Source organism: Clostridium sp. AF12-41 (genome assembly GCF_003461685.1).
Taxonomy (GTDB): Bacteria; Bacillota; Clostridia; order Lachnospirales; family Lachnospiraceae; genus Otoolea; species Otoolea fessa.
Genome location: NZ_QTXO01000003.1, coordinates 206,235 through 231,962, shown reverse-complemented (window position 1 = coordinate 231,962; position 25,728 = coordinate 206,235). Strand labels below are relative to the sequence as shown.

Sequence of the window (25,728 nt, the reverse complement as noted above, 5' to 3'; positions counted from 1 at the left end):
ATGAGCACTTTATTATTTAAACATGTGAATGTAGTTGATGTTCGAAATCAGCAGATACTTTCAGATGTGGATGTTTGGATCAAAAATGAAAGAATAGAGAAAATAGGAAGAGATATTAAGAGTTCTGCGGATCAGGTGGTAGACGGTGAAGGAAAATATTTATCACCAGGAATTATTGATATGCATGTACATAGTACATGGGACGGAAGCGCTATTTCAGAAGATATGGATGAAATGTACGGTCCATATCAAGCTTTTTTGAGAAGTGTACATAATGTTGAAAATTCTTTAAAAAAGGGAGTTACAACCATACGAGAAGTAGGAAGTCCTAAGGATTTATCAATTGAAACGGCGTTTGCAGTTGAAAAGGGATGGATTAAAGGTTCGAGAGTTATTCCATGCGGTTCTGCAATTCAGAGTATATATGGACATGTTCCATCAATTGGAACGATTGCAAATACGAAAGATGAACTTTTGTATGCAATACGGGAAAAAAAGACTTTGTTTGTAAAAAAAGGAATCCGTTGCCAGTGGATTAAAATTATGGATACTGGTGGTGCAGCTGGACTGGAAGATGTTGGACCAAGCATGTACGATTTAGATCAGCTTAAATTTATTGTTCATGAAGCACATCGTCTTCATATGAAGGTTGCTGTTCATGCAGTTTCGCAGGAAGGAATTATTGAATGTATCAAGGCAGGAATTGATACGATTGAACATGGACCGGACATTCCGGATGAGTATTTAGACATGATGAAAGAAAAAGGACTAACTTTGGTTCCAACATTGGCTATTTATAAAATATTATCGGAAAACAAGGGTGTGTTAAGTGATTTTATGGTGGAACGTTCTGCTCTTGTAACAAGACAGCAGAAAAGCACTTTTGCGAGAGCAATGGAAAAAGGGGTGAAGATTGCATTAGGAACGGATGCGGGTTCTCCGTGTTTTGGTTCACAGCCATCTGCATTTAAGGAAATGCTAGTTATGCAGGATTATGGAATGCCTCCAGAAAAGATTATTTCTTCTGCAACGTTAACATCGGCAGAAGTATTAGGGATGTCAGAAGAAATTGGGACGATTGAACCAGGTAAGATTGCTGATTTAGTGCTTTTGGGAGAAAATCCATATACTAATTTGAAAGCATATACGGATTGCTTGATTGGGGTATACAAATCTGGAGAAATGGTTTAATATAAAGACAATTAAAACTGGAACTAGAGAGGTGCTGCGCTTGTAGTGCCTCTTTGCTAATTGTAGAAGTAGGTGAGAAAATATGAAGCTTTCCGTTTTGACAGAGGCATTATCAGCTGAGAATATAGAAGAAATTCACATAAAAGATATGTCTCAGAACATTTGCCAAGTCTGTAATCTTTCATTGACGTCTGTAGCATTCACAAAAAATATTATTTATGTGGTAACAGCTCCGGTATTGTTAGAGGTAGGAGATGGCTGTCTGGAAGCCCCATCTATATTTATCCTTTTAGGAAATTTGAATGATTTTATTGATATGCAGAAACCAGAGAATTATATAATATATCAGAGTGATGCTCCGGGAGAAGTGTTTACAGCACTTTTATCGAAATTAAATTTGGAAAGTCGTATCTTGGAGGCAGAATTGGCGATCAGTCGTGCTTTGTTTGATTGTACGTCTATAAAGGATTTATTGGATGTTGCTGCTAGTATCCTTGGAAATCCTATTTTATTACAAGATTTTACAACAAGATTATTGGTACATTCGGCAAATGAAGTAATGGCTGCAGATGACGAGATATTAAATAGTGTATTTCGAATGGGATATGTGACAAGTGAACTATTTCAGAAATACGATTACGCTAACGTTCTGGAGCAAATAAAAAATACACCGCAGACGTTTCTTTTGAAATCACCCAAAAAAAGAGAACGTTTAATTTGCCGATTGATTGTAAATCGAAGATATTTTGGCTGGTTTTTAACGGTGGCTTATAATCATCCGTTCAAAGATAGTGATATCGAAATTATGAATTTTTTGTGTGGAGCACTTCAACTATTTCTTGAAAAAGAAAATATTTTACCTAATACAACACGAAGTGAAAATCTATTGCAAGAATTAATTCAGGATGCAAAATACTCAGAAGCAGAGTTCAAAAAACGGGCAGAAGGTTTTTCGTGGATGCTTCATGATCATTACTATATAATTGCTATTTCTGATAAAACCAGAAAGGCAGAGTCACGAATGATGATGTCATATAGAAATCATTTGTCGCTGATTTTCCCTGAAGCCATTATTCTTGAAGTCAATAGAAAACTGATTTTATTTTTTGATACAAAAGAGGTTGGAATATGCTTGAATGTGTTGGAAGCATTTCTGGAAAAATATGATTTGCTAGCAGTATGCAGCAATCAATTCCATAAAATTACAGATTTTGCATATATTCTTAATCAACTATTAATGGTTATAGGACTTGAAAAAAGTCTGCATTTTAATAAAAGCCTGATTCATTATCAAGATTATATTATGTATTGTGCTATAAAGAAGATTGGAAGGGAAGGACATATCCAATACTTTTGTATGCCTGAATTACTAGAGGTATTTAGATATGACCACAAATATGGTACTTCATTCGCATATTCTAAAAGAATTGCTTTAGAACTTGCTAGTGTAACAGCAGCTGCACAGAAATTGGGAATTCATCGAAATACAATGGAATATAGATTAAGAAAATTTAATGACTTATCAGGAATTTCAAACTATACGGCAGATATTGTAGAAAGGTTGCTATTTACATATAAAATATTGGATTTATATCCAGAAATACTAGAAGAAAAGGATATTTTGTGAGGGAGGAAAAGACAGGACGTGTTGCAATAAACAATATCTCCTGTCTTTTCTATAAAATATTAGAAATTTAGCAAATAATGAAATCCATTATGAATACGTTTCCGTCTTGATAAAGGAATCCATATATTTGATATACTCCTCTTTGGTAAAGATGGGCTGATAATTCGCCACAATTTCTTTTGCTTTCACAGCCCCGTCCCGAAGCAGGCGGTAAGCGGAGAGGGCGAAGATTTTTGCAGTGACCACATAGGCAAGTTCCTCGTCTACGATATCGAAATCAACGGAGTGGAGGCCGCTTACCTTACCGCCGGTGTTGAAGGTAAGGACCGGCTGCAGATGCTGTACATCCCCCACATCGGTGGAACCGCCGCTGTAGGCGTGGGTATCTTCCTGGACGATCTGGTAATCGTTTTCACTGGTTTGTGCGGCAATCTCAGCGGCTGCCAGAACTGATTCATCGGCTTTTTCACTCAGAGCCGGAAGATATCCGGGCATAGTGGTGATTTCGCAGGAAGCACCGACGGCGATGGCACCGGCTTTGAAGGCACGGTCGGTTTTGGCGGCAGCATCTGCGATGGCATCTTTGTTGGCGGCACGTACCAGAGTTTCGATTACCACCTCATCCGGTACTACATTGACGAGATTACCGCCTTTTGTGATAATGGGATGAATCCGGACATGGTCATCATCCCGGAAGGTTTCGCGCTGGTAAGCCAGGGCGGAAAGTCCGAGGGAGGCTGCATTTAATGCATTGACTCCCAGATGCGGGGCACCGGCTGCGTGGGCAGCCAGTCCCTTATAACGAATGACCTTGGAGACGAAACCGTTGTTGGAGTGGGAACCGACACTGATATCTTTATCACCGGTGTGGTGGACGATATCCAGGTCGATGTCATCAAAAGCACCGATGCGGATGAGTTCACATTTTCCGCCACCGTATTTGATTTTGCCCTGTGCGGTCAGGGAGTTTTTAAATTCAATCTCACCATATTCCTCTGCCGGTACGGCGAAGAATACAACCTGTCCGTCCAGCTCTTTTTTTACATCTTCATTGGTCAGAGCCAGGGCTGCACCGATGACACCGGCCAGCTGGGCATGATGTCCGCAGCAGTGAGCTCCCTGAGTCTCCGGATTGGAATATTTATGTTCCGGGATGCGGAGCGCATCCAGTTCCCCGATGAGAGCCAGACTTACATTCGTTTTCTCTTCTTCATTTAAGTAGGCTTTGACACCGGTGACAGCCAGTCCTTCCTTTGTCTCAAGACCCAGATTTTTCATGAAAGAAGCAAATTTTTCTGCAGTTCTGTATTCTTTATAACCCAGCTCTGCATGGGTGTAGATATCTTTGGCGAATGCGATGATCTCGTCGCGGTGTGCGTCGATGATATCGACAATTTTCTGTTCGGTTTTATCTAAAATGAGAGCCATGTGAAATCCCCCTGTTTCCTGCTGGTGTATTCCGATGCTGTTTCCTATTAGTTAAACAGTTCCTCCGGAACAAACCATAAACCATTGTTATTCTTGTCTAAATATTCTTTGAATTCATCGGAGTGGTAAGCAGCAACGATATCTTTTGCCCACTGAGCATCTTTATTTTCCTCTTTTACAACGACCTGCAGAATCAGATGCGGCAGGATGTCTTCCTGAAGAAGGGCAGTGGATGGATCGATTCCTGCATTGTATACAATACTTCCGGTGATAACCGCATAATCAAAGTCATCTAAAACAGCTGGAATGTTGGTGGAGTTCATTTCGGTAAATTCGATGTTGTAAGGGTTTTCCGTGATGTCTGCCTGGGTGACAGTGGAGAGATCCACATCCGGGTTTAAGGTGATCCATCCGGCTTTCTGTAAGAGTACATAAGCGCGGGCTGTGTTGGCGGCATCGTCTGGAACGGCTACTTTGGCACCGTCTTGAATGGCGTCCAGAGAGGTTTCGGTGGCAGAAAAGATGGCAGCCGGAACGGTAGGAATCGGGGAAATCGGGACCAGGTTACCCTTCTGGGCTTCGTCGAAATTTTCGGCATAAGCGGTATGCTGCTCTACATTGAAATCGATTTCGCCGTCATTTAAAGCAAGGTCATTCTGGAGAAGGTCAGAGAAATCAACCTCGGTGAGTGTATAGCCCTCTTTTTCCAGAATTGGTTTGATGGCATCCTCAAATAAGACAGTGTACGGACCGGCAGCTTTTCCGTATTTGAGCTCCTTCTTATTAGAATTGGAAGCATCGGCGGAAGCAGCAGATTCGGTGCCGGAAGAAGCAGCGGCAGTATCAGCAGCGGAGCTTCCAGCATCACTCTTTGAGCAGCCTCCCAGAACAGCAGCTGCGAGGATCAGACCGGCGGTCAGGGTGGTTCTTACATAGGCTTTTACGTTTTTCATAATGGGGTTCTCCTTTTTTCGTTTTATTATTTTGTATATAAAATAATTTAATAGCTTTTATGATATAATTTGGTTTACTGATGTGTCCGTCTCTTCTGTGACAGTCGGTTTCCCAGACTCTGGATGATCCAGACAAATGCAATCAGGATGAAAACGGTCGCAAACATCAGCGGGAAGTTAAAGGTCTGATAGCCGTAGGTCAGGGCGATGTTTCCGATGCCGCCGCCTCCGATGTAGCCAGCCATCGCAGTTGCTCCGATGAGGGCGATGGTGCCGGTTGTCAGAGCCAGGATAACCGAAGCAAATGCTTCCGGAAGCACAAAATGAACGATAATCTGGAACGTGGTCGCTCCCATCGACTGGGGTGCCTCGATGATGCCACCGCCGACTTCCAGAAGCGATGTCTCAAGAAGTCTTGCTAAAAATGGGGCGGTATAGATAACTAACGGCACGATGGCCGCCTTGGTACCGATCCGGGTGCCGACGATGATTTTCGTAAAGGGCATTACACATACCAGAAGGATGATAAACGGTGTGCTTCGGATGATGTTGATGAAACCGTTTAAAATCGTGTAAAGCAGTGGATTTTCTTTGAGCCCGCCTTTGCGGGTCAGCCATAAGACAATGGCGATGAAAAATCCGACGATGGAACCGATAATCAGGGAAAAACCGACCATATACAGGGTTTCCCAACCGGCCTTGATGAGTTTGTCCGGCGAAATGCCTAAATACTGCTGAATCATGGTAATACAACCTCCTTATATTCTTCGTTTGATTCGAGAATGTAGCGCTCGGCTTTTTTGATTTCCTCGTCGCTTCCGATGAAGAGAACGAGCATGATGCCGACGACGATGCCCTGAATAACGTTGATGGTGGAGTAGAGAATGTTGGTTTCCACCTCAAACCGCCGGTTAATATCCCACAGAAGCGGTTCCGTGCTGTCTGTATTTTCCAGCTTGATGCGGAGAAGGCGGCTGTTCCGCGTTTCTCGGCGGATGCTCTCGACGAGCGGTTCCGGAATAACGTCGTGGATGAGATTGCCGACAAACCGTTTGGCGATATCGGACTGCGGGTCTGAGAAAACCTGGATGACAGAGCCCGTTTCTACGACTTTACCGAAATCCATGACGGCGACTTTATTACAGATTTTCTGGATGACATTCATCTCATGTGTGATAATCACAATTGTAATATGAAGAGTTTCATTAATCTTCTTTAGCAAATCGAGAATGGAATCGGTCGTTTTCGGGTCGAGGGCGCTGGTCGCCTCATCGCAGAGAAGAATCGACGGATTATTTGCAAGTGCCCTTGCGATACCGACGCGCTGTTTCTGTCCGCCGGAGAGCTGTCCCGGATAGTAGGACTTCTTATCGGAAAGTTCGACGAACTCCAGCAGCTCATTCACACGCGCTTCGATGTCTTTTTTGGGGGTGCCGTTTAGTTTCAGGGCAATCGCGACGTTGTCGTAAATTGTCTTGGATTCCAGGAGGTTGAACTGCTGGAAAATCATTCCGATTCCCTTTCGGAGGCTGCGAAGCTCTTTTGCACTCAGGCTTCCAATGTCCTTATCTTCGACAAAAATCTTTCCGGAAGTCGGTCTTTCCAGGGCGTTTACCATTCGGATCAGGGTGGATTTTCCGGCACCGCTGTAACCGATGACGCCGTAGATATCGCCCTTTTCGATTTCGAAGGACACATCCTTCAGTGCTTCAAATGCACCGTCTTTCGTCTGGAATGTTTTACTTAAATGTTCAAATCGAATCATTTCTGGTCTCCTTTAACTTTGTTTATCTGGGGAAGCACATTTTTAAGGGATAATTCCTGAAAAATGACTTCTGTATGTGTCGCGTTTTTTATACGAATGATATATCTGAATGCAATATAAATATTTAATTTTGCATACTGAAATATAAATGGGTACAAAAAAGGAGGTCTGGTTGTCCAGACCTCCTAAATTGGATTGTATCTATCACTTTCCAGTGAAAGCAAGATGAGAAAAACCTCATGAAGATATCATCCAGTTATCTGTCTGCACAACAAAAGTAAGAGTGTCACAGCAACAGCAGAACATACACTCCATACAACAACACATAGCAGACATAACTGAATAAGATGTTCTCATGATGGTTTCCTCCTTTCCTTAAAATTCATAAACGATTATAAAAATATATTTCCTACTTGTTTTGTGGGTTTTAAATGATAGCTCTTATTATAGCGCGGAAATGAGATTTGTCAATCATTTTTTTATTTCATAGGAAATTGTGTCCTATGAAATAAAAAACGCTCCGCGAGAATGTGCCAAGGCACATTCTTTTTCATATCATCCAATACCGCCCAATGCGATGCCTAATATTAATACCAGCGCACATACCGGAATATAAATATAGCGGCACACCGGTACAAACCATTTTGTAAAATTCTTTTCGCGACCTTTGTTGACCTGCGTTTCTGCATAGTCTTTTCCGAATACCCAGAAGAACATGATTCCGGCGAGTCCGGCACCGAGAGGGCAGATGTAGATGGAGAGAACGTCCATCCAGTCGGAGACGATGCCCTGGATTAACAGGGAGACGGCAGCTCCGATGATACCGATAACTGCGCAGGCAGGGACGCGGCCGAGGTGGAGTTTTTCCTGGACGGTGGCGATCGGTGCTTCGTAGAGATTGAGCAGGGAGGTCATCCCGGCGAAGAGAACGGCTACGAAGAAAATAATCGCGATCAACGTACCGCCCGGCATTGAGCGGATGAGGTTCGGGAGGTAGATGAAGAGAAGTCCCGGACCACCCTGATCAAGTTTTGCGCCGGTGGTTGCCATTGCCGGGATGATGACGAGGGCGGCGAGAATCGCGGCGATCGTATCAAACAGGGCAACCCGCGCGGCGGATGCCGGGATGTTTTCCTCATCGGAGAGGTAGGAACCGTAGATTAAGGTTCCATTTCCGGCGACGGACAGGGAGAAAAATGCCTGCCCCAGTGCGAAAATCCATGTTTTTGGGTCTGCGAGGATCTCAGGATCGATGCGGAAAATGTAGCGGTAACCCTGCATCGCACCCGGCTGGAATGCTACGTAGATGCCTAAAAAGACAAACAGGATGAAGAATACCGGCATCATCAGCTTGTTGGCGTTCTCGATTCCGCTTCCGACGCCGAACATCAGAATCAGAATGCAGAAGAAGAGGGCGGCAAGCTGCCAGCCATTGTTTCCAAATGCGGACGCCATCGAGCCGAAAGCAGAGGCAAAACCGTCTGTGTCGGCCGGGGCAAGCGTGGCACCGGTAAAGGCTCCGATGGCATATTTTAGGATCCAGCCCATGACGACGGTATAGCCGATCGCCATCGCGAGGGAACCGGCTGCCGGGATGAAACCGAGCGCGTCACCCAGTTTGCGCCTGCCGCGTGTCTCGCAGGCAGCGCCGAACGCGTCGATTGGACCGGAGCGGGTGCCGCGTCCCAGGCACATTTCCCCGATGACACCCGTGGAGCCGATCAGGGCGACGAAGATAAAGTACGGGATCAGGAACGAGCCGCCGCCGTACAGGGAGACGCGGGTGGGGAACATCCAGAGATTTCCCATGCCGACCGCTGAGCCGATACAGGCGAGGATGAAGCCCCACTTACTGTTGAAAGATTCTCTTTTTTCCATGAAATTGTAACTCCTCAAACATTATATAAGATTTGCTGCAAATATCTGGGAGTCCGCTGATTGGAAGCGGTCAGGCAGATGTTTGCATAAGTCCATCTATTATACCAGAAGAGAGGCATTGCTTTCAAGTGGCAGAGCGCGCGAATCGTATGTTTTAGGGGAAAAGGCGATCTAAAGTAACTGCCGGTGAACCGTTACAGGGAAATACCTTGATTTATAGGGTGGAAAGATGGTATTCTATAGAGGACGGCAGCGGCGGGCTTTGGGAGGGTGGCGCCGCGGCAGAGCAGATTCGAAAAGGAGAAGGTAGCACAATGAAAAACGCAAACAGGATTCCGGAGACGTTTCAGACGGATGCGGAATACAGACAGTGGATGGAGCGCTGGCAGCAGGAGGCGCGGGAGGCGACGATCGAGGGATTTAAGCAGAATCGTAAGTTAAACGGCATGACACAGACGGAGCTTGGCAGAAAGGCGGGGATTTCCCAGCCGAATATCACCCGCTTCGAGAGCGGCAGCTACAATCCGTCGCTGGATTTTATGGTAAAGATCGCAGCGGCGATGGGGAAACGGGTACAGATTACATTGGTAGATGAATAAGAGGCGTGCGCCGAGGCGCACAGGGACCATTTGGGGAATAAACAGGGGAGACAGCGGTGTGTGTGAGGCTGTCTCCCCTGTTTTTAATGAGTGCATTTCAGCGACGATTCAATAAACCGTGAAATCATATTCCACTCATAGCTCTGTTCCAGCCACGCAAATTTGATCGGGTACCGCGCTTCTTTCCCGAGCGTAAAGACATGGAGTGTATCCAGCTGTTCCTTGCTGAGAATAGAAAATGCGAGGTTTTTTGGGCTGATGCAGGCACCTTTTCCCATCGCGCAGAGGGCAAGCAGGGTAGCGATGTTGTCAGAGCAGGCATGAACCGAGGGGACGAAGTTGTCTGTCGCGAGGATATTCCGCCCGATGCGTCCGACTAGATCATGTTCACGGTTTAGGAGAAACGGACATGGAGCCAGAAGGGAGTAGCGGTGATGGCGGCTGACTTCCTGGATAATGGCTTCGGTCTGTTTGCCGTAAATGTTCTGCAGCAGGGCAGTGGAGACGATGAGAACCATCTCTTCCTCATAGAAATCCCGCAGAATGATGCCGGGAATGCGAACTGAAAAATTGGCGATCGCCAGATCAATTGTGCCGTCCAGCAGGTATTTTTGCAGCACATCGTTGGAAGATTCGATGAGTTCCACATCCACGCCGGGATATTCCTTTTGAAAGGCGGCGATCAGCTCCGGCATGATGGCGTGTCCGCGCGTGAATGCGATGCCGATCCGCAGTTTTCCTGTCTGGTTATTTAAAATATCGCCAAATTCGTGAAGCATACAGTCATATTTTGTATTAAATTCCGTTGCATAGCGCAGAAATACCTCCCCCGCATAGGTAAGCTCCAGCGGGATGTGACGGATTAGGAGCGGACATCCAAGCTCCCGCTCGATTCCGGCGATATGGGCGCTTAATGTCTGCTGGGTAATATGTAGCGCATCGGCGGCCCTAGTGAAGCTGCGGTTTTTCGCAACCGCGGCAAAATATTCCATTGATTGAAAATTCATATTCGAATGACTCCTCTTTTCCCAAAACTTTCATCTTAAGTTTCTAAAAAGCATCTGACTATAAAAGTGGTCCTTCCAACTCAAACACTGTCCGCTGCAGCTGCGCGATTAGCAGGCTGGCAGCTGGGGACGCTTTTTTTGCTGACGGAATCCGGACGCCGAGCACGCGCTCCATCGGCGGATTGAGTGGCAGCCGGACAACATTTTTAGAAATATCGCGGACGACCAGCTCTGGCAGGATGCAGACCCCCAGGTTGTGGCTGACCATCGCGAGCATGGAGTAGGTGTTCTGCGAGGTAAACGACGGCTTTGGCGGTGTAATGCCGAGCTGCTGGAACTGACGCAGCAGGTCATTTTCACCTTTTTCTTCTATATAAGAAACCTTGGGGAGATCTTTTAAGTCAAAGCGCTCATATTCTGCATAAGGGGAATCGTTCGCGCAGACAGCCAGGTAGGGCTCTTTTTTCAGGGGAAGCCAGTCCATCTTTCCGTCCGGGTGGGGACCGACGATGCCGAAATCGATGGAGCCATTTTCCAGCCATCCTTCAATCTCCTGTGAACACCCCTCCAGCACTTCCACGGTCATATCCGGGTAATCGGTAAGAAACTTTTTGAGGGCGGGCGGCAGCCATTGGACGGAAGCGCTTAAGTAAGCGCCGATCCGGATGTGCCCGGTCTGGACACCCCGGATGGAGGCAGCTGTCTGATCAAAATATTCCGCCGCTGCCAGCGTCCGCCGGATCGGGGAAAGCAGTGCCTCGCCGTTCCGCGTCAGGGCAAGTCCTCTCTGGGAACGCGAAAACAGGGAAAACCCGAGTTCTGTTTCAATATTTCGCAGCATATGGCTTGCCGCCGACTGTGTGTAACCGTTTTTCTGGGCGGCACGCGTCAGGTTATTTTCTTCTGCAATGGCTAAAAAAAGCCGCATATCTTTGAGATCCAAAAAATACTCCCTCCATTTTCGTAATAAGCGTTCGGTCTGATTCATAAAATGTACAGAGCTGACAGATACCAAAGGAGGATGAGAAGATTTGTAAGAATTATGTAGAATACGAATCTGATTCATACGGAATATCCGGGCGGATTACATGGGTGCGTGTGCGGCGGACATTCATTCCGATGGCTCTGCCAAGTGTCCCTAGTATATCATATTCGTGAAAGAAATGGGAGAAAAAGATAGAAATATGCCCACGATCTCAAATACAACATAAAAAATTCATCTAAATGAAACACACAAAAAGTTAAAAAATAAACAAATGGTAAACAAAATTCATGAAACTCCGAAAGAAAATGGACAAAATTCTGAACGGGAGTCTAACGGAAAATGGCGCAGTTGTAGACAAAATATCATGATATCTTGTGCATTTATACTAATTGACGCTCGAAAAAGTGCAATTTATTTCATGAAAAAAACAGAGGGATTCATGATTCTATGCTATATCATGAAAACTCTGCATAATAAATTCAAATAATTTTGTTGAACAAATTTCACTTTAGTGATATAATTTTTTCAAAAGCAAGAAGTTTTTTGAGCGAATTGAAAAACTTGCTTAGCCAGCGCGCGGCACTACATCAAATAAAGGGGGAACTTTATATGGAAGCAATTAACAACATCGTCAGTATGTTGAACGGACCCATTTGGGGCGTTGGAATGTTAGTTCTGATTGTTGGTAGTGGTTTATACTTTACAATCCGTCTCGGCTTTTTCCAGTTTGTTCATTTTAAAGATATGTGGAGCCGAATCATTGACAAGTCGGAGTCTGAATCCGGTATTTCTTCATTCGCATCCTTCTGTACAACCATGGCGATGCGTGTTGGTACCGGTAACGTAGCCGGTGTAGCCGTAGCTCTTTACATGGGCGGACCTGGCGCACTCTTCTGGATGATCATCGCTGGTATGACAAACTCTGCTGTTTGCTTTACTGAGTGTACATTATCCGTACTTTATAAGAACCGTATCGATGGTCAGTATCGAAGCGGCGGCGCTTACTGTGCTGAGAGAGGTCTTGGCTGGAAAGCTTATGGTACCTTCTATGCAGCATTCTTCGGACTGGGCGTTGTATTATTCATGCCGGCAGCAGCTACCTTTACAATCTGCGATGGATTTAAGAACGCTTTAGGTATTCCGATGTGGATTTCGGCTCTGGTTATCGCACTGGCTATGGCAGTTGTAGTTATGGGTGGTGTTAAACGAATCAGTTCTGTAGCATCTATGCTGGTTCCGCCGATGGTAGGCATTTACCTGATTGCAACCGTTGTTATCTTAATCGCAAACGCAGGTCAGATTCCGAGCGTTATCGCTCAGGTTGTATCCTGTGCATTTGGTTCCAAAGAAGCTCTTCTGGGCGGCGGCGTTGGTATCGCTATCCAGCAGGGTGTTAAACGAGGCACATTCTCATCTGCATCTGGTATGGGTGAGTCCATGCCGACCGCAGCAGCAGCAGAGACCAGCCACCCGATTAAACAGGGTATGGCAAATGCAGCTGGTGTTTGGCTGGATACCGTTATCGTATGTACCGCTTCTGGTCTGATGATGCTCTTAAGCGGATGCTACAATACACAGTTTGGTTACATCGGTGGTACCGGTGCAATGCACGATCAGATGGCTCAGTTAGCAGCAGATGGAACATATGGCGTTATTTTCGTTCAGAATGCTTGCAGCACCGTTATGGGAAGTATTGCTCCTCTGTTCATTGCTATCATGCTGGCTCTGTTCTCCTTTACCTGCTTAATCAGCTACTATTACGAGGGCGAGACTTCGGTTCTTTACCTGTTCCAGGGCGATGATAAAGCAGCTACCCGTAAAGTGGTTATCAGAATTATGCAGATTGTTATGCCTATCCTTATCTTCATCTGGGGCAATATCGATTCCGGTCTGGCTTGGAATCTTTCCGACCTTGCACTTGGTGGATCTACATGGATCAACATGTTAGTTGTACTGCTTCTGTCTCCGAAGGTATTTGCACTGTACAAAGACTACGAAGAGCAGATGAAAGCAAAGAAAGACCCGTACTACAACCCGGATAAGCTTTGCTGGAAGGGCGTAGACGTTGAGATGTGGAAAGACATCAACAAAAAACGTATCGCAGAAGATAAATAATCGAATGTGAATCGTTACATATTATTAGATATAGAGCTTAACTCCTAGAGTCTAATATAAAAGGCAGTCCCTGTCGTGTGGCAGGGGCTGTTTTTTTGCTATTATATAGATAATGTCTATGATAGAAATGGTAATTTTTTGTAAATTGTCATTGACGATCCAGCCGCCGCGCGATACAATCAACCGCGAAAGGCGGTAATGGTATGGTACAGAAAGTGATTCGGGATCGCCTGGATGCGATCCTTCATTGGAATATATCCCTGGTCGGGGGATTTCTCGGAGCCTATGCGATTTTGCTTCATGCCGGAAACTTTGGCTCTGCTCAGACAGGCAACCTGATGGAGATGGGAGCGGAACTGGTATCGATGGAATGGTTTAACGTCCTTCTGCGCCTGGCTGCGCTGGTGCTGTTTGGACTGGGCGTGGCATCCGCATATCTGCTCACGAACTTTACGAAGATAAACATGCGGAAACTTGCCCTCTGGGTGGATGCGGCTGCGCTGGCACTGGCATCGATGCTGCCGCTTGAACCGGCGCTGGTCGGAATTTATCCGATTTTCTTTGCATCCGCATTTCAGTGGGGCGTCTATTCCGGTGCCGACGGATTTAACAGCGCGACGATCTTTATGACGAACAACTTCAAACAGTCGGTGCTTGGCTGGCTTCAGTACGGTCTGACAAAGGATAAGGAATTTAAGAGAAAAGCAATTCTTTATACCTATACGGTCATCAGCTTCTTCCTGGGCGTGATACTCGGAGCGTGGGCGGTTGGTCAGTTCGGCATCTACAGCGCCTATGTGGGTTTCCTGCCATTGGCGGCTGCGAGAACCTTTATTGCGGTCGGTACGGCTCCCCTTGAAAGCGAGACTCCGGAGGAGACGGCAGTCGAGGCGGCAGAGGAGATGGAGGAAGCAGAAAAGCTGGAAAAAGAGCAGAAGCTGTAAAGTGTGTTTCCTGCAAGCTTTCTACCAGATGCAGGAAAGAAAAGCGGCAGGAAACAGGCTTTGGCGGGAACAGGATGCGGAAAAATGCAAGCGCTTAAGAACAGCAAACCTGAATCGGTGGACAGACTGCTTTAGTGCTGGCGATGTTGCAGGAATTTTCCTAAAAGCCCTACTCCCTGATACAGCGCCGCAGACATAATACATAAAAGAATAATACTCATCACAACCATATCCATCTGGAATACCTGTGAGCCATAGATGATCAGATATCCGAGTCCCTGTTTGGCAGCGAGAAATTCACCGATGATGACGCCGACCAGGCAGAGACCGATGTTGACCTTCATGTTGGCGAGAATCAGCGGGATTGAGCCTGGCAGCAGGACTTTGGTTAAAATATGAATCCGGTTTCCTCCGAGGGACCGGATTAATTTGATCTGGTCGGGATCCATCGAGGAAAATCCGTTGTGGAGTGTCAGGATCGAGCCGAAGACAGCGACCGAGATGGAGGCAACGATGATCGTGCGGATGTTGCTCCCAAGCCAGACGATGAGAATCGGGGCGAGGGCGGATTTCGGCAGACTGTTGAGCATGACGAGATACGGCTCCAGAATCTCTGAAAGATTCCGGCTCGACCAGAGGAGAACCGCGCCGATCAGCCCGCAGAGGATGACCAGTGTAAAGCTGATCAGCGTTTCATAGAGCGTCATGCCGGTGTGGATGAGGATGCTTTTGTCCTGCATCATCCGCAGGAAACAGCGCACGGTGCGTGACGGGGAACTGAAAATAAACGCGTCGATGAGCCCCAGTCGGGCGCTCATTTCCCAGCATATTAAAAAGAAAACGAATAAGAAAATCCGGCAGAAGAGAACCAGACGGCGCCGATGGAGCTGGCGGCGGAGGTAGGCTTTCTGGGCGGTGGATTCTTTCTTACATTTCATACTTTTTGCCCTCCCCTTGCAGTGTCTTCCATAGTTCATTGAAATAAAGAGAAAAAGCCGGATCATTCCGGCGTTCCAGCGGTCGGTTAGCGGACAGCGGGAAGGTAACCGGCAGGATGCGGCAGATGGTTCCGGGGCGTTTAGTCAGAACCAGGATGCGGTCGGCGGCACTCACGGCTTCGGAGAGGTCGTGGGTGATCAGAATCGCTGTTTTGCGGCTCTCCCGGATGATGGTGCTGATATCGTCGCAGACGGTTAAGCGTGTCTGATAATCGAGCGCCGAAAATGGTTCGTCGAGAAGCAGAAGCTCCGGTTCCAGCGCCAGTGTCCGGATCAGGGCGGCGCGCTGGCGCATTCCACCGGATAGTTCGGAGGGGCGGGAATGCTCAAATTGTTCCAGTCCGTAGATTTTTAAGAGCCGGTGGAGGCGGTCTTCCGCGGCATGATCCATTTTTTTCTGGATTTCCAGCCCGAGGGCAGCATTCTGGATGATCGTCCTCCATTCAAAAAGCTGGTCGCTCTGCAGCATATAACCGATGCGGCACTGGCTTTTCGAGAGTGGAATCCCATTTATAAGAATGGAACCCTCTTCCAGAGGAAGGAGCCCGCTGATTAAGGAAAGCAGCGTGGATTTTCCACAGCCGGACGGTCCGACAATAGCGATAAATTCGCCGGTTTCTACCTGAAATGATATATCAGAAAGGGCTTTCGTCTCCCCGGATATCGTGTGGTAGGAGTAGGAAAGCCCGGAAACTTCCAGAATGGGCGGCATAAGCAAATACCTGGGTAACTGTGTATCAGTGGGACAGTTACGCTCCTTGAAATATTCTTACTTTAAAATATGCGGAAATGAAAGGCCGGGTTACTGGACACGTATGCGTGTACAGTAACAGCCGGGTTACTGGTTGTGTGAGAAGCGCATTGCCTTGGTTGACCCGTGTGGAAAAGAGATGGTATAATAAAAATACAGGTAACTGTGGAGAGGAAGCGCTTATAGACAGGATACAGGGGGTATTTATGATACGCAGATATACAGTGGCATTGATGCAGATGGATACACAGAATGATAAAGGAAAGAATCTGGAGACGGCATGCGCCTGGATTGATGAGGCGGCGGCAAAAGGGGCGAAGCTTATCTGTTTCCCGGAGGTGATGAATCTGATCGGCAAAAATATCGGTGAAGGCGGCGGACGCGAGGAAATTCCGGGGTACACGACCGAGCGCCTCTGCGCGAAAGCGAAGGAACACGGCGTCTATATTCACGGGGGCAGTATCACGCAGGCACTTCCGGGGGAAAAACGATCGGCAAATACGAGTGTGCTGATTTCGCCGGAGGGGAAGATTCTGGCGACATACAGCAAACTGCATATGTTTGACATCACGCTGGCGGACGGCACGCCGTACCGGGAGTCGGACCGGGTCAAACCGGGCGATTCGATTGTGACGGTGGAGACGGAGCTGGGCGTTTTTGGAATGTCGATCTGCTATGATGTGCGTTTTCCGGAGATTTACCGGCTCATGGCGCTTCGCGGGGCGCAGGTTATCTTTGTTCCAGCGAGCTTTACGATGCCGACGGGAAAGGATCACTGGGAGGTTCTTCTGCGGGCGCGGGCGATCGAGAACGGCTGTTACATCGTGGCACCGGGACAGATTGGACAGAAACCGGCGTATGCGGCATACGGCAACAGCCTGGTGGCAGATCCGTGGGGAACGGTGATTGCACGGTCAAAGGATGCACCGGGGATCACCTATGCGGAGATTGATTTAGATTATCTGGATAAGATACGGAAGCAGATTCCGTCGCTGGAAAACCGGCGGAGTGATTTGTATGAAGTGAGTGAGAAGAAGTAAGGTGTGAATATTTTCAGTCGGCAAAATGGCGTGTGGACGGAAATGAAAAACGGGTGTATTCGGGCAAATGGATAAAAAGGACAGAGAAAAATGGAGTCCAGGGGGGGGAAACCATGGTAAAGGTGTTTCTGGTAGAGGATGAGGCGATCATCCGGCACGGTATACGGGATAATATTGACTGGGCGAGCCACGGATTTGAATTTGCGGGGGAGGCGGGCGACGGCGAGTACGCGTATCCGCTGATATTGAAGGCACAGCCGGATATTCTGGTAACGGATATCAAGATGCCGTTTATGGACGGGCTGGAGCTGAGCCGTCTGGTGAAAAAGGCGCTTCCGCGCACGCGGATCATCGTGCTCAGCGGCTACAATGAATTTGAATATGCAAAAGAGGCGATCAAGATAGGAATCAGCGATTATCTGCTGAAGCCGGTATCCTCGGCGGGACTCATCGATGCGTTGAAAAAGGCGGCGGACGAGATCCGGGAAGAGCGGGAAAAATCAAAGCTTCTGGAGAGGTATTTTGTCAGCTACGAAAAATATACGGAATTTCTGGATAAAACGGATTACAGCGGTGTTGACCGGAAGCTCATCAACGATTTTTTAAAGCTCGGCTCAGTCGAAGAGTGCAGTCCGTTTGTCGAGGAGTATTTTGCAGCGATCGGTGAACATAATTACAAATCGCTCTTGCTGCGTCAGTATATGACGATGGATATTTTTTACTGTGTGCAGGAGTTTTTGAAGAAATTGAAAGCGGAGCCGCCGGAGGTTCCGGAAAGCGTGGTTGACATAAAACGGGTTCCGAAGGTGATCGAGAGCGTGGAGATGACGAAAGCCTATCTGATCGAGGTGTTTACGGCTGCCCTGCAGGCGCGTGACCGGGCGTCGAACGACCGTTATGGCAGCGTGATCCGGGATGCAAAGGAATATATCCGGGCAAATTTCAGCCAGAGCGACCTGTCACTGAACCGGATTGCCGTGCACATTGGCGTCAGTCCGAGCTATTTCAGCTCGATTTTCAAGCAGGAAACGGGGCAGTCCTTTGTGGAGTATCTGACGCAGGTGCGGATGGAACGGGCATGTGAGCTCTTGAAATGTACCTCCTACCGGACTTCCGAGATCGGAGAGCAGGTGGGATACAACGATTCACACTATTTCAGCGCGGCGTTCAAGAAAGCGATGGGACAGTCGCCGAAAGAGTATAAGGCGAGCCAGACGCGGCAGGAGTAAGGAAGGTATGTACTCTCGGAGTCTTTCTGCACTTGCTTTTGTGGCTGATTTTCCGCCAGCCGCACCCGAATTTCATCAACGTACGCACCGCGTACGCCTCAGAAATTTGGGCACAACTGACAAAAAATCATCTCACAAAATCAAGCACAGAAAGATTCCGAAAGTACATAGGTGTTCAAAAAGGGAGGAAAGATATGGGAGTGGAGCAGGGGCAGATTGGAAAAACAGAAGGGATGGCAGAGGTAAACAAAAATCAGGATCCGGGCGCGGATTCATTATCCGCTGCCCGTCCATATCGCCCTCTTTCTCTCCGCGCCCGTCTGATCCTTCTCCTCTTCGTGATTGCCATTCCATTGACAGGCATGGCGCTCGGATTCCAGAAGATGATCGCTTCCTATTCTGCTTCCTATGACGCGATTCTGGCGAATCTAAAGACGGCGAATGAGTACAACATAAAGTTCAAATCGGATATGGAGTATTCGATGTACCGTGTTATGATCGGGCTGATTGACGCGGAACAGTTCGAAAATGGAGATATTGTCGAGGGCGAGACGAAGTATGCGACGGTGGTCAAGAATCCCCACAGCCTGATTGCGTCGGCGAGACAGGCGTTCGGAACGACGATCGAGCGGGAACCGGGGTCGGACTGTGATATCAAGATAAGAGGTATCCTCTCCTGTCTGGATTCCCTGGAGCGGGCAGTGGATAAAATGATTGGAAATGCCGCCGCCGGTGGATATTACGATGAAAATGTCAATATCTGGGAGAATGACATCCAGGGTCTGTGCTCGATGATTCAGGATTACATCACGCAGTATACCTATTATGAGATGATCAACATGGAGCAGCTTCAGAAAGAGCTGAAGGTGCAGATGGCGGATCAGATGCAGAGCTATCTGGCACTTCTTCTGGTGGTGCTGGTGGTCGGTATGTTTCTGGCAGTTACGATCACGAAATCCATCACGGAACCGCTGCAGCAGTTACAGAGGACGGCAGAACAGCTCGGCCGCGGGAACCTGAATGCGAGGGCGAGAACGGGCGGATTGGAAGAGATCAACGTGCTGGCACGGGCGTTTAACCAGATGAGCGACCGCATCCGGCGGCTGCTTGATAAGACGAGGCAGGAGCAGAAGAACCTGCGGGAGCTGGAGTTGCGCCTCCACCAGGAGCAGATCAGTCCCCATTTCCTCTATAATACACTTGATTCGATCGTATGGATGGCAGAGGGCGGCAACAACCGCCAGGTCGTGGAGATGACGACGGATTTAAGCGACTTTTTTCGCACGGTTTTATCGGGCGGGCGCGATTTTATCACGATCGAGGAGGAAGAATCACACATCCGGAGCTATTTAAAGATTCAGAAGATCCGGTACGAGGACATTCTCGACTATTCGATCGAGATCGAGCCGTCCATCCGGCACCGGATTGTGCTGAAAATGCTGCTGCAGCCGCTGGTGGAAAATGCCCTCTACCACGGCATCAAAAATAAGCGCGGCGGCGGATGCATTGTGCTCCGCGGCTATGAGGATCGGAATGGGCTTGTCTTTGAGGTGGAGGACGATGGGATTGGCATGGATGAGGCGGAGCTTGCCGCCGTGCGCGCCAAGCTGACACTGGAGCCGGAAGAGGAACTTGCCCCCATCGGCAGCGGCGGATTTGGGTTACATAATGTGGTGCAGCGGATTCAGATGTATTATGGCGATCAGGCTGAGATCCTGGTTGAATCTGAAAAGAATATCGGCACCTGCTTTAAGGTTTATTTGGGAAATCAAAAAAAATCATAACTTTTTCGAAAAAAATTGTAATTTTTTAAAGACATACCCGGAAAAACACAGAAAACGACAAACATCGCAAAAAAATAATATACCTTTTTCCAAAGATGCCCCGTATCCATGATGCGGGGTACTTTGTTATAATAAATACGCAAAAACAAATATATTGGGTCTTATAAGGAGGAAACAGTATGAGAAAAAGATTAGTGTCCGCAGCTTTAGCAGCAGCAATGGCGTTATCCATGACCGCTTGTACAAGCAATCCGGCTGAGAAAGAGACGGAGGCAGCAGCTCCGGCTGATACAGAGGCAGCAGAAGAGGGTGAAGAGAAAGAAGCGGCAGCAGACGGCGATCTGATTACCGTAGGTTATGCACAGGTTGGTGCTGAGTCTGACTGGAGAACAGCCAACACCGAATCTTTCAAATCTACATTTACTGAGGAAAATGGTTACAAACTGATTTTCGACGATGCACAGCAGAAACAGGAAAATCAGATTAAGGCAATCCGTTCTTTCATCCAGCAGGGTGTTGACTACATTGTAGTTGCTCCGGTTGTTGAGACTGGATGGGAGACCGTTCTGGAAGAAGCAAAAGAGGCTGGTATCCCGGTTATCCTTTCTGACCGTCAGATGCAGCTTTCTGATGACAGCCTGTATGAGGCATGGGTAGGCGGAAACTTCGTAAAAGAAGGCGAGACCTGCGGCGACTGGCTGGCTAAATACTTAGAGGATCAGGGACGCGGCGACGAAGAGATCAACATGGTTACCATTCAGGGTACCATCGGTGCATCCGCACAGGTTGGTCGTACGGAAGGTATGGATAACAAGCTGAAAGAGCACTCCAACTGGAAGATGCTTGACAGACAGTCTGGTGAGTTTACCCAGGCAAAAGGACAGGAAGTTATGGAGTCCTTCTTAAAGAGCTATGATGACATCGACGTTGTTATCTGTGAGAATGATAACGAGGCATTTGGTGCCATCGATGCTATCAAGGCAGCAGGCAAGACCTGTGGTCCGGACGGCGACATCATCGTTGTAAGTTTTGACTCCGTAAAGGCAGCTTTCGAGTCCATGATCGCTGGCGACTTAAACGCAACCTTCGAGTGCAACCCGCTTCATGGTCCGCGTGTAGCTGAAATCATCCAGAAACTGGAAAAAGGCGAAGAGGTTGAGAAGATTCAGTACGTAGACGAAGCATACTTCGATACAAGCATGGATCTGGAAGAAATCTTAAAGACAAGAGCTTACTAATTCGCTTTTGAATGGTATTTTTAAATGTTAATAATCGGACAGGCAATCGCTTTTGACCGTAAGTGAATGAGTGTCAGACCGGAGGTTTCGGCGGACGGCAGGCACTTGGCAATCAGGAGGCGCGGGGCTGGAGGCTTAGGTTTCCGTCCCTGCGCTTTCTTTTTCAAAAAATAAGGAGGCAAAGCTTTTATGGAAAAGGATTCCGTTCTTGAGATGAGGCATATTTATAAGACATTCCCGGGTGTAAAAGCTCTGCAGAATGTGGATTTTACCTTAAAAAAAGGCGAAATTCATGCCCTGATGGGGGAAAATGGCGCAGGAAAATCCACGCTGATCAAAGTCCTGACGGGTGTAGAGGAGTTTGAAACAGGGGAAATCATGATAGACGGCTGCGATCATGCGATCATCAACCGCAGCCCGCAGGAGGCACAGAACCGGGGCATCAGCACCGTGTATCAGGAAGTCAATCTCTGTCCGAACTTGACGGTTGCAGAGAATCTGTTTATCGGACGCGAACCGCGAAAAGGCGGATTGATTGACTGGAAAACAATGAATAAAAAGGCCAGCAAACTGCTGCAGGACCTTGACATACATGCAGATGTAACACAGACGATCGACAATTATTCGATTGCAATTCAGCAGATGATAGCGATCGCCCGTGCAGTCGATATGTCGGCAAAGGTATTGATTCTTGATGAGCCGACCTCCTCCCTCGATGATGGAGAGGTAGAAAAGCTCTTTAATCTGATGCGCCGCCTGAAATCCGAAGGCGTCGGCATCATATTCGTTACACATTTCCTGGAGCAGGTGTATGCAGTCTGCGATAAGATCACCGTTCTTCGGAATGGGCAGTTGGTAGGACAATTTACGACGGCGGAGCTTCCGAGAGTCCAGCTGGTTGCCAAGATGATGGGAAAGGATTTCGATGATCTGGCAGCGATCAAGGATTCCAAGAGTGAGGAGAAACACGGCGAAGCGGACATCGTCATCAAGGCGGTGGGACTCGGAAAGAAAGGATACATAAAGCCGTTTGATCTGGTGATTCACAAGGGTGAAGTCGTCGGATTTACCGGGCTTCTGGGTTCGGGACGTTCTGAGACGGTCCGTGTTCTCTATGGAGCGGAAAAGCCGGATGAGGGCGAGCTGAGTGTCAAGGGAAGACCGATCGCGGCGCGCCACCCGCTGATTTCGATGAATGCCGGCATGGCATATCTGCCGGAGGATCGGAAAAACGAGGGTATCATCTCGGATCTATCCGTGCGTGAGAACCTGATCATGGCACTTCAGGCAAAACGCGGTATGTTCCACCTGCTCAGCCGCAAGCAGCAGGAAGAATTTACCGATAAATACATTGATATGCTGCAGATTAAGACCGCCAGCCGTGAGACACCGATCAAATCACTCTCCGGCGGCAACCAGCAGAAGGTAATCATCGGACGCTGGCTTCTGACCAACCCGGATTTCCTGATTCTGGACGAGCCGACCCGTGGCATCGACGTCGGAACCAAGACAGAGATTCAGAAACTGGTCGTAAAACTGGCAGAACAGGGCATGGCAGTCGTGTTTATTTCTTCCGAGATCGAGGAGATGCTCCGTACCTGCGATCGCATGGTCGTTATGCGTGATGGTGCAAAGGTAGGAGAACTTTCCGAGGATGAGATGAACCAGTCCAACATCATGTCAACCATTGCAGGAGGACAGTAGCTATGAAAAATATGACGTTCAAAAAAATTACCTCGCAGAGGCTGTTTCTCCCGATTTTCTGCCTTGCGCTGGTATTGCTGGTAAATATCGTCACGACGCCGAACTTCTTCGCGATCGAGGTGCGGAACGGCGTTCTCTACGGATACTTAATCGATATCATCAACCGTGCGTCAGAGCTGGTGATTCTGGCAGTCGGCATGACGCTTGTCGTATCGTCCTCCGCTGGAACGGATATTTCCGTCGGCGCGATCATGGCGGTCAGTGCGGCAGTCTGCTGCAACCTCTTAACCGGCGGCGAGCGCGCAGCAACTGCATATGCCAATCCGCTGATTCTTGGCTTCCTGGCAGCGCTCATCGTCGGCGCGGCGATTGGCTGCTTCAACGGTTTTCTGGTTGCAAAGTTAAACATCCAGCCGATGGTAGCGACTCTTATCATGTTTACCGCCGGGCGCGGTATCGCCCAGCTGATCACGGATGGACAGATCACATACGTGCGCGTGGACAGCTACCGTACCCTGGGCGCTTCCCTTCCGGGATTCCCGGTTCCGACCCCGTTTATCGTGGCGGTCGTCGTTGTGGCGCTGACTTCATTACTCTTGAAGAAAACGGCACTGGGTATGTACATCCAGTCGGTCGGTATCAATAAACGGGCGTCCCAGCTTGTCGGCATCAAGTCGGTTATGATTATTTTCCTCACCTACGCGTACTGTGGACTCTGTTCCGGTCTTTCCGGTCTGATTGCTTCCAGCCGTATCTACTCGGCGGATGCGAATAACATCGGTCTTAATATGGAACTGGATGCGATCCTGGCAGTTGCCATCGGCGGAAACTCCCTCGGCGGCGGTAAATTCTCGCTGGCAGGTTCCGTCATCGGCGCGTATACAATTCAGGCGCTGACGACCACCCTGTATGCGATGCACGTATCCTCGGATCAGGTTCCGGTTTACAAGGCGATCGTGGTTGTCATCATCGTAGCACTCCAGTCTCCGGGATTTGCTAGATGGAGAAAATCCCTGGCACAGAAAAAAGAACTGAGCGCGGCAGGAAAGGAGGCGGCATAAATCATGAAAGAAAAGAAGAAATTAAATCAGAACACGTTCCTGCTTCTTGTCACGATCCTGCTGTTCTTCGTGATGTACGCGATCGGCTGCGTGCTCTTTAATGCACAGGGCTTTGCCAAGACACAGAACTTCTTAAACCTCTTTATTTCCAATGCGGGTCTGATTGTCATCGGTATCGGCATGACGATCGTCATGATCACCGGCGGTATCGATATCAGCGTCGGTTCCTTCGTGGCGATGGGCTGTATGATGTTGGCATGGATGATGGAAAAAGGCGGTATCGGTGCGGTTCCGGCGGTTCTCATCGTGCTGGTGACCGGGATTGTCTTTGGTCTGGTACAGGGATTCCTGGTTGCCTACATGGATATCCAGCCATTCATTGTTACCCTGGCGGGTATGTTCTTTGCCCGCGGCATGACTGCGATCATTTCCAAGGACATGATCAGTATTACGAATGAAACTTTCATGGCATGGGCGAAGATGAAACTTTATATTCCGTTCGGCGGCTATCTCAACAAAAAAGGCATGATGATTTATCCATATATCTATCCGACGGTTGTGATTGCGCTGGTTCTTCTGGTTCTGGCATTTATCATGCTGAAATATACGAAATTTGGACGCAGCATTTATGCGATCGGCGGCAACGAGCAGTCAGCGCTGATGATGGGCTTAAATGTGCGCCGGGTAAAACTGAAAGCCTATATCCTGGACGGTTTCCTTTGCGGCGTCGGCAGTGTCCTTTTCTGTCTGAATACGCTGGGCGGCTTCGTTGAGCAGGCAAAGGGCTTCGAGATGGATGCGATCGCTTCCTCTGTTATCGGCGGCACGCTCTTAACCGGCGGCGTCGGTAATGTATTCGGAACCCTGTTTGGCGTCCTTATCAAGGCGACGATCGAGGCATTTATCACTTTCCAGGGAACACTTTCTTCCTGGTGGACCCGTATCACGATCGCGGCGCTTTTATGCTTCTTCATCGTGCTTCAGTCGATCCTTGCGATGGTAAAGAAGAAAAAGTAGAAATTCTCTTCCGGAGACAGACAAACCGGCATGAATGTCTGCTATGACAGCATCAAGATAGAACAGTCAAAATGACGGGAAATATCCATGCAAAGAGAGAGAAGACATCTGAAAAAAGTACAGTACATATTAGAAACAATATAAAGCTGTATTCTCTTGATTCGACATAATTCGAGAGGAAATCAGCAAACCTATACATGATGCATAAATATTTAGCGAAAACAGCCGCTTTGATTTATGCATCATTTGTATTCCTGTTAAAATGATGTCAAAATCAGGCGTTAAATTTATAACAATATACAAAATAAAATACAACTTTATGAAAAAATGCTCTTGTATTTACTTGCACAATTTGTCCTAGATTGTTATAATAAAGTTACTAAAAGTTGTGAAAAGCAACAAAGCAGTGCGGCT

At 47.8% G+C, this 25,728-nt stretch carries 21 protein-coding genes; 12 read left to right on the top strand and 9 right to left on the bottom strand.

The window, feature by feature from the left end:
- Together DWV73_RS06945 and DWV73_RS06940 are read left to right on the top strand one after the other, a co-directional pair.
- The gene (locus tag DWV73_RS06945; RefSeq protein ID WP_107000618.1) at positions 1–1,191 is read left to right on the top strand and encodes an amidohydrolase family protein; all 1,191 of its coding nucleotides are present in this window, start codon (positions 1–3) and stop codon (positions 1,189–1,191) included.
- A gap of 82 nt (positions 1,192–1,273) precedes the next feature.
- Positions 1,274–2,818, top strand: coding sequence for a PucR family transcriptional regulator (locus DWV73_RS06940; RefSeq protein ID WP_107000617.1), 1,545 nt, complete (start codon positions 1,274–1,276; stop codon positions 2,816–2,818).
- An 87-nt stretch (positions 2,819–2,905) separates the two neighbouring features.
- Here DWV73_RS06940 and DWV73_RS06935 read toward each other — a convergent pair whose 3' ends face one another.
- The 5 genes from DWV73_RS06935 to DWV73_RS06915 all read right to left on the bottom strand — a co-directional run bounded on the left by DWV73_RS06935 (position 2,906) and on the right by DWV73_RS06915 (position 8,842).
- Positions 2,906–4,246, bottom strand: coding sequence for an amidohydrolase (locus tag DWV73_RS06935; RefSeq protein WP_107000616.1), 1,341 nt, complete (start codon positions 4,244–4,246; stop codon positions 2,906–2,908).
- A gap of 47 nt (positions 4,247–4,293) precedes the next feature.
- Positions 4,294–5,199 (bottom strand): MetQ/NlpA family ABC transporter substrate-binding protein, encoded by a 906-nt coding sequence (locus DWV73_RS06930; RefSeq protein ID WP_107000615.1) that lies wholly within the window; start codon positions 5,197–5,199, stop codon positions 4,294–4,296.
- Positions 5,200–5,273: 74 nt separating this feature from the next.
- Positions 5,274–5,942, bottom strand: a complete 669-nt coding sequence (locus tag DWV73_RS06925; protein WP_117796245.1) for a methionine ABC transporter permease — start codon at positions 5,940–5,942, stop codon at positions 5,274–5,276.
- Positions 5,939–6,964 carry an ATP-binding cassette domain-containing protein gene (locus DWV73_RS06920; RefSeq protein ID WP_107000613.1) on the bottom strand — a complete coding sequence of 342 codons (1,026 nt, stop codon included), beginning with the start codon at positions 6,962–6,964 and terminating at the stop codon, positions 5,939–5,941. The genes DWV73_RS06925 and DWV73_RS06920 overlap by 4 nt, the downstream gene beginning before the upstream one ends.
- A 555-nt stretch (positions 6,965–7,519) precedes the next feature.
- Positions 7,520–8,842, bottom strand: a complete 1,323-nt coding sequence (locus tag DWV73_RS06915) for a sodium-dependent transporter (RefSeq protein WP_107000612.1) — start codon at positions 8,840–8,842, stop codon at positions 7,520–7,522.
- 314 nt (positions 8,843–9,156) lie between these two features.
- Between DWV73_RS06915 and DWV73_RS06910 the strand changes: the two genes are divergently transcribed.
- Positions 9,157–9,441, top strand: a complete 285-nt coding sequence (locus DWV73_RS06910; RefSeq protein WP_022360005.1) for a helix-turn-helix transcriptional regulator — start codon at positions 9,157–9,159, stop codon at positions 9,439–9,441.
- A gap of 83 nt (positions 9,442–9,524) precedes the next feature.
- Here DWV73_RS06910 and DWV73_RS06905 read toward each other — a convergent pair whose 3' ends face one another.
- Together DWV73_RS06905 and DWV73_RS06900 are read right to left on the bottom strand one after the other, a co-directional pair.
- Positions 9,525–10,448 (bottom strand): LysR family transcriptional regulator, encoded by a 924-nt coding sequence (locus DWV73_RS06905; RefSeq protein WP_117796244.1) that lies wholly within the window; start codon positions 10,446–10,448, stop codon positions 9,525–9,527.
- A 58-nt stretch (positions 10,449–10,506) separates the two neighbouring features.
- A complete protein-coding gene (locus tag DWV73_RS06900) occupies positions 10,507–11,391 on the bottom strand; it encodes a LysR family transcriptional regulator (RefSeq protein WP_181986224.1) in 885 nt (294 codons plus the stop codon).
- Positions 11,392–12,042: 651 nt separating this feature from the next.
- On the opposite strand from DWV73_RS06900, the gene DWV73_RS06895 reads away from it, so the two are divergent.
- Together DWV73_RS06895 and DWV73_RS06890 are read left to right on the top strand one after the other, a co-directional pair.
- Positions 12,043–13,548 carry an alanine/glycine:cation symporter family protein gene (locus DWV73_RS06895; protein WP_107000609.1) on the top strand — a complete coding sequence of 502 codons (1,506 nt, stop codon included), beginning with the start codon at positions 12,043–12,045 and terminating at the stop codon, positions 13,546–13,548.
- Positions 13,549–13,751: 203 nt separating this feature from the next.
- The gene (locus DWV73_RS06890) at positions 13,752–14,492 is read left to right on the top strand and encodes a YoaK family protein (protein ID WP_117796242.1); all 741 of its coding nucleotides are present in this window, start codon (positions 13,752–13,754) and stop codon (positions 14,490–14,492) included.
- Between the two features lie 131 nt (positions 14,493–14,623).
- Here DWV73_RS06890 and DWV73_RS06885 read toward each other — a convergent pair whose 3' ends face one another.
- Together DWV73_RS06885 and DWV73_RS06880 are read right to left on the bottom strand one after the other, a co-directional pair.
- Positions 14,624–15,430 carry an ABC transporter permease gene (locus DWV73_RS06885; protein WP_117796241.1) on the bottom strand — a complete coding sequence of 269 codons (807 nt, stop codon included), beginning with the start codon at positions 15,428–15,430 and terminating at the stop codon, positions 14,624–14,626.
- A complete protein-coding gene (locus DWV73_RS06880) occupies positions 15,420–16,202 on the bottom strand; it encodes an ABC transporter ATP-binding protein (RefSeq protein ID WP_117796240.1) in 783 nt (260 codons plus the stop codon). The genes DWV73_RS06885 and DWV73_RS06880 overlap by 11 nt, the downstream gene beginning before the upstream one ends.
- A 245-nt stretch (positions 16,203–16,447) precedes the next feature.
- Between DWV73_RS06880 and DWV73_RS06875 the strand changes: the two genes are divergently transcribed.
- The 7 genes from DWV73_RS06875 (at position 16,448) to DWV73_RS06845 (ending at position 25,314) form a co-directional block, all read left to right on the top strand.
- Positions 16,448–17,281: a carbon-nitrogen hydrolase family protein gene (locus tag DWV73_RS06875; protein WP_022358927.1), complete on the top strand. Its 834-nt coding sequence runs from the start codon at positions 16,448–16,450 to the stop codon at positions 17,279–17,281.
- Between the two features lie 113 nt (positions 17,282–17,394).
- Positions 17,395–18,510, top strand: a complete 1,116-nt coding sequence (locus tag DWV73_RS06870; protein WP_117796239.1) for a response regulator — start codon at positions 17,395–17,397, stop codon at positions 18,508–18,510.
- A gap of 194 nt (positions 18,511–18,704) precedes the next feature.
- A complete protein-coding gene (locus tag DWV73_RS06865) occupies positions 18,705–20,294 on the top strand; it encodes a sensor histidine kinase (RefSeq protein WP_117796238.1) in 1,590 nt (529 codons plus the stop codon).
- Between the two features lie 179 nt (positions 20,295–20,473).
- Positions 20,474–21,532, top strand: a complete 1,059-nt coding sequence (locus DWV73_RS06860; RefSeq protein ID WP_117796237.1) for an ABC transporter substrate-binding protein — start codon at positions 20,474–20,476, stop codon at positions 21,530–21,532.
- A gap of 189 nt (positions 21,533–21,721) precedes the next feature.
- Positions 21,722–23,236, top strand: coding sequence for a sugar ABC transporter ATP-binding protein (locus DWV73_RS06855; protein WP_117796236.1), 1,515 nt, complete (start codon positions 21,722–21,724; stop codon positions 23,234–23,236).
- Between the two features lie 2 nt (positions 23,237–23,238).
- Positions 23,239–24,297 (top strand): ABC transporter permease, encoded by a 1,059-nt coding sequence (locus DWV73_RS06850; protein WP_117796235.1) that lies wholly within the window; start codon positions 23,239–23,241, stop codon positions 24,295–24,297.
- A 3-nt stretch (positions 24,298–24,300) separates the two neighbouring features.
- The gene (locus DWV73_RS06845) at positions 24,301–25,314 is read left to right on the top strand and encodes a sugar ABC transporter permease YjfF (protein ID WP_117796234.1); all 1,014 of its coding nucleotides are present in this window, start codon (positions 24,301–24,303) and stop codon (positions 25,312–25,314) included.
- Positions 25,315–25,728 lie beyond the last annotated feature (414 nt).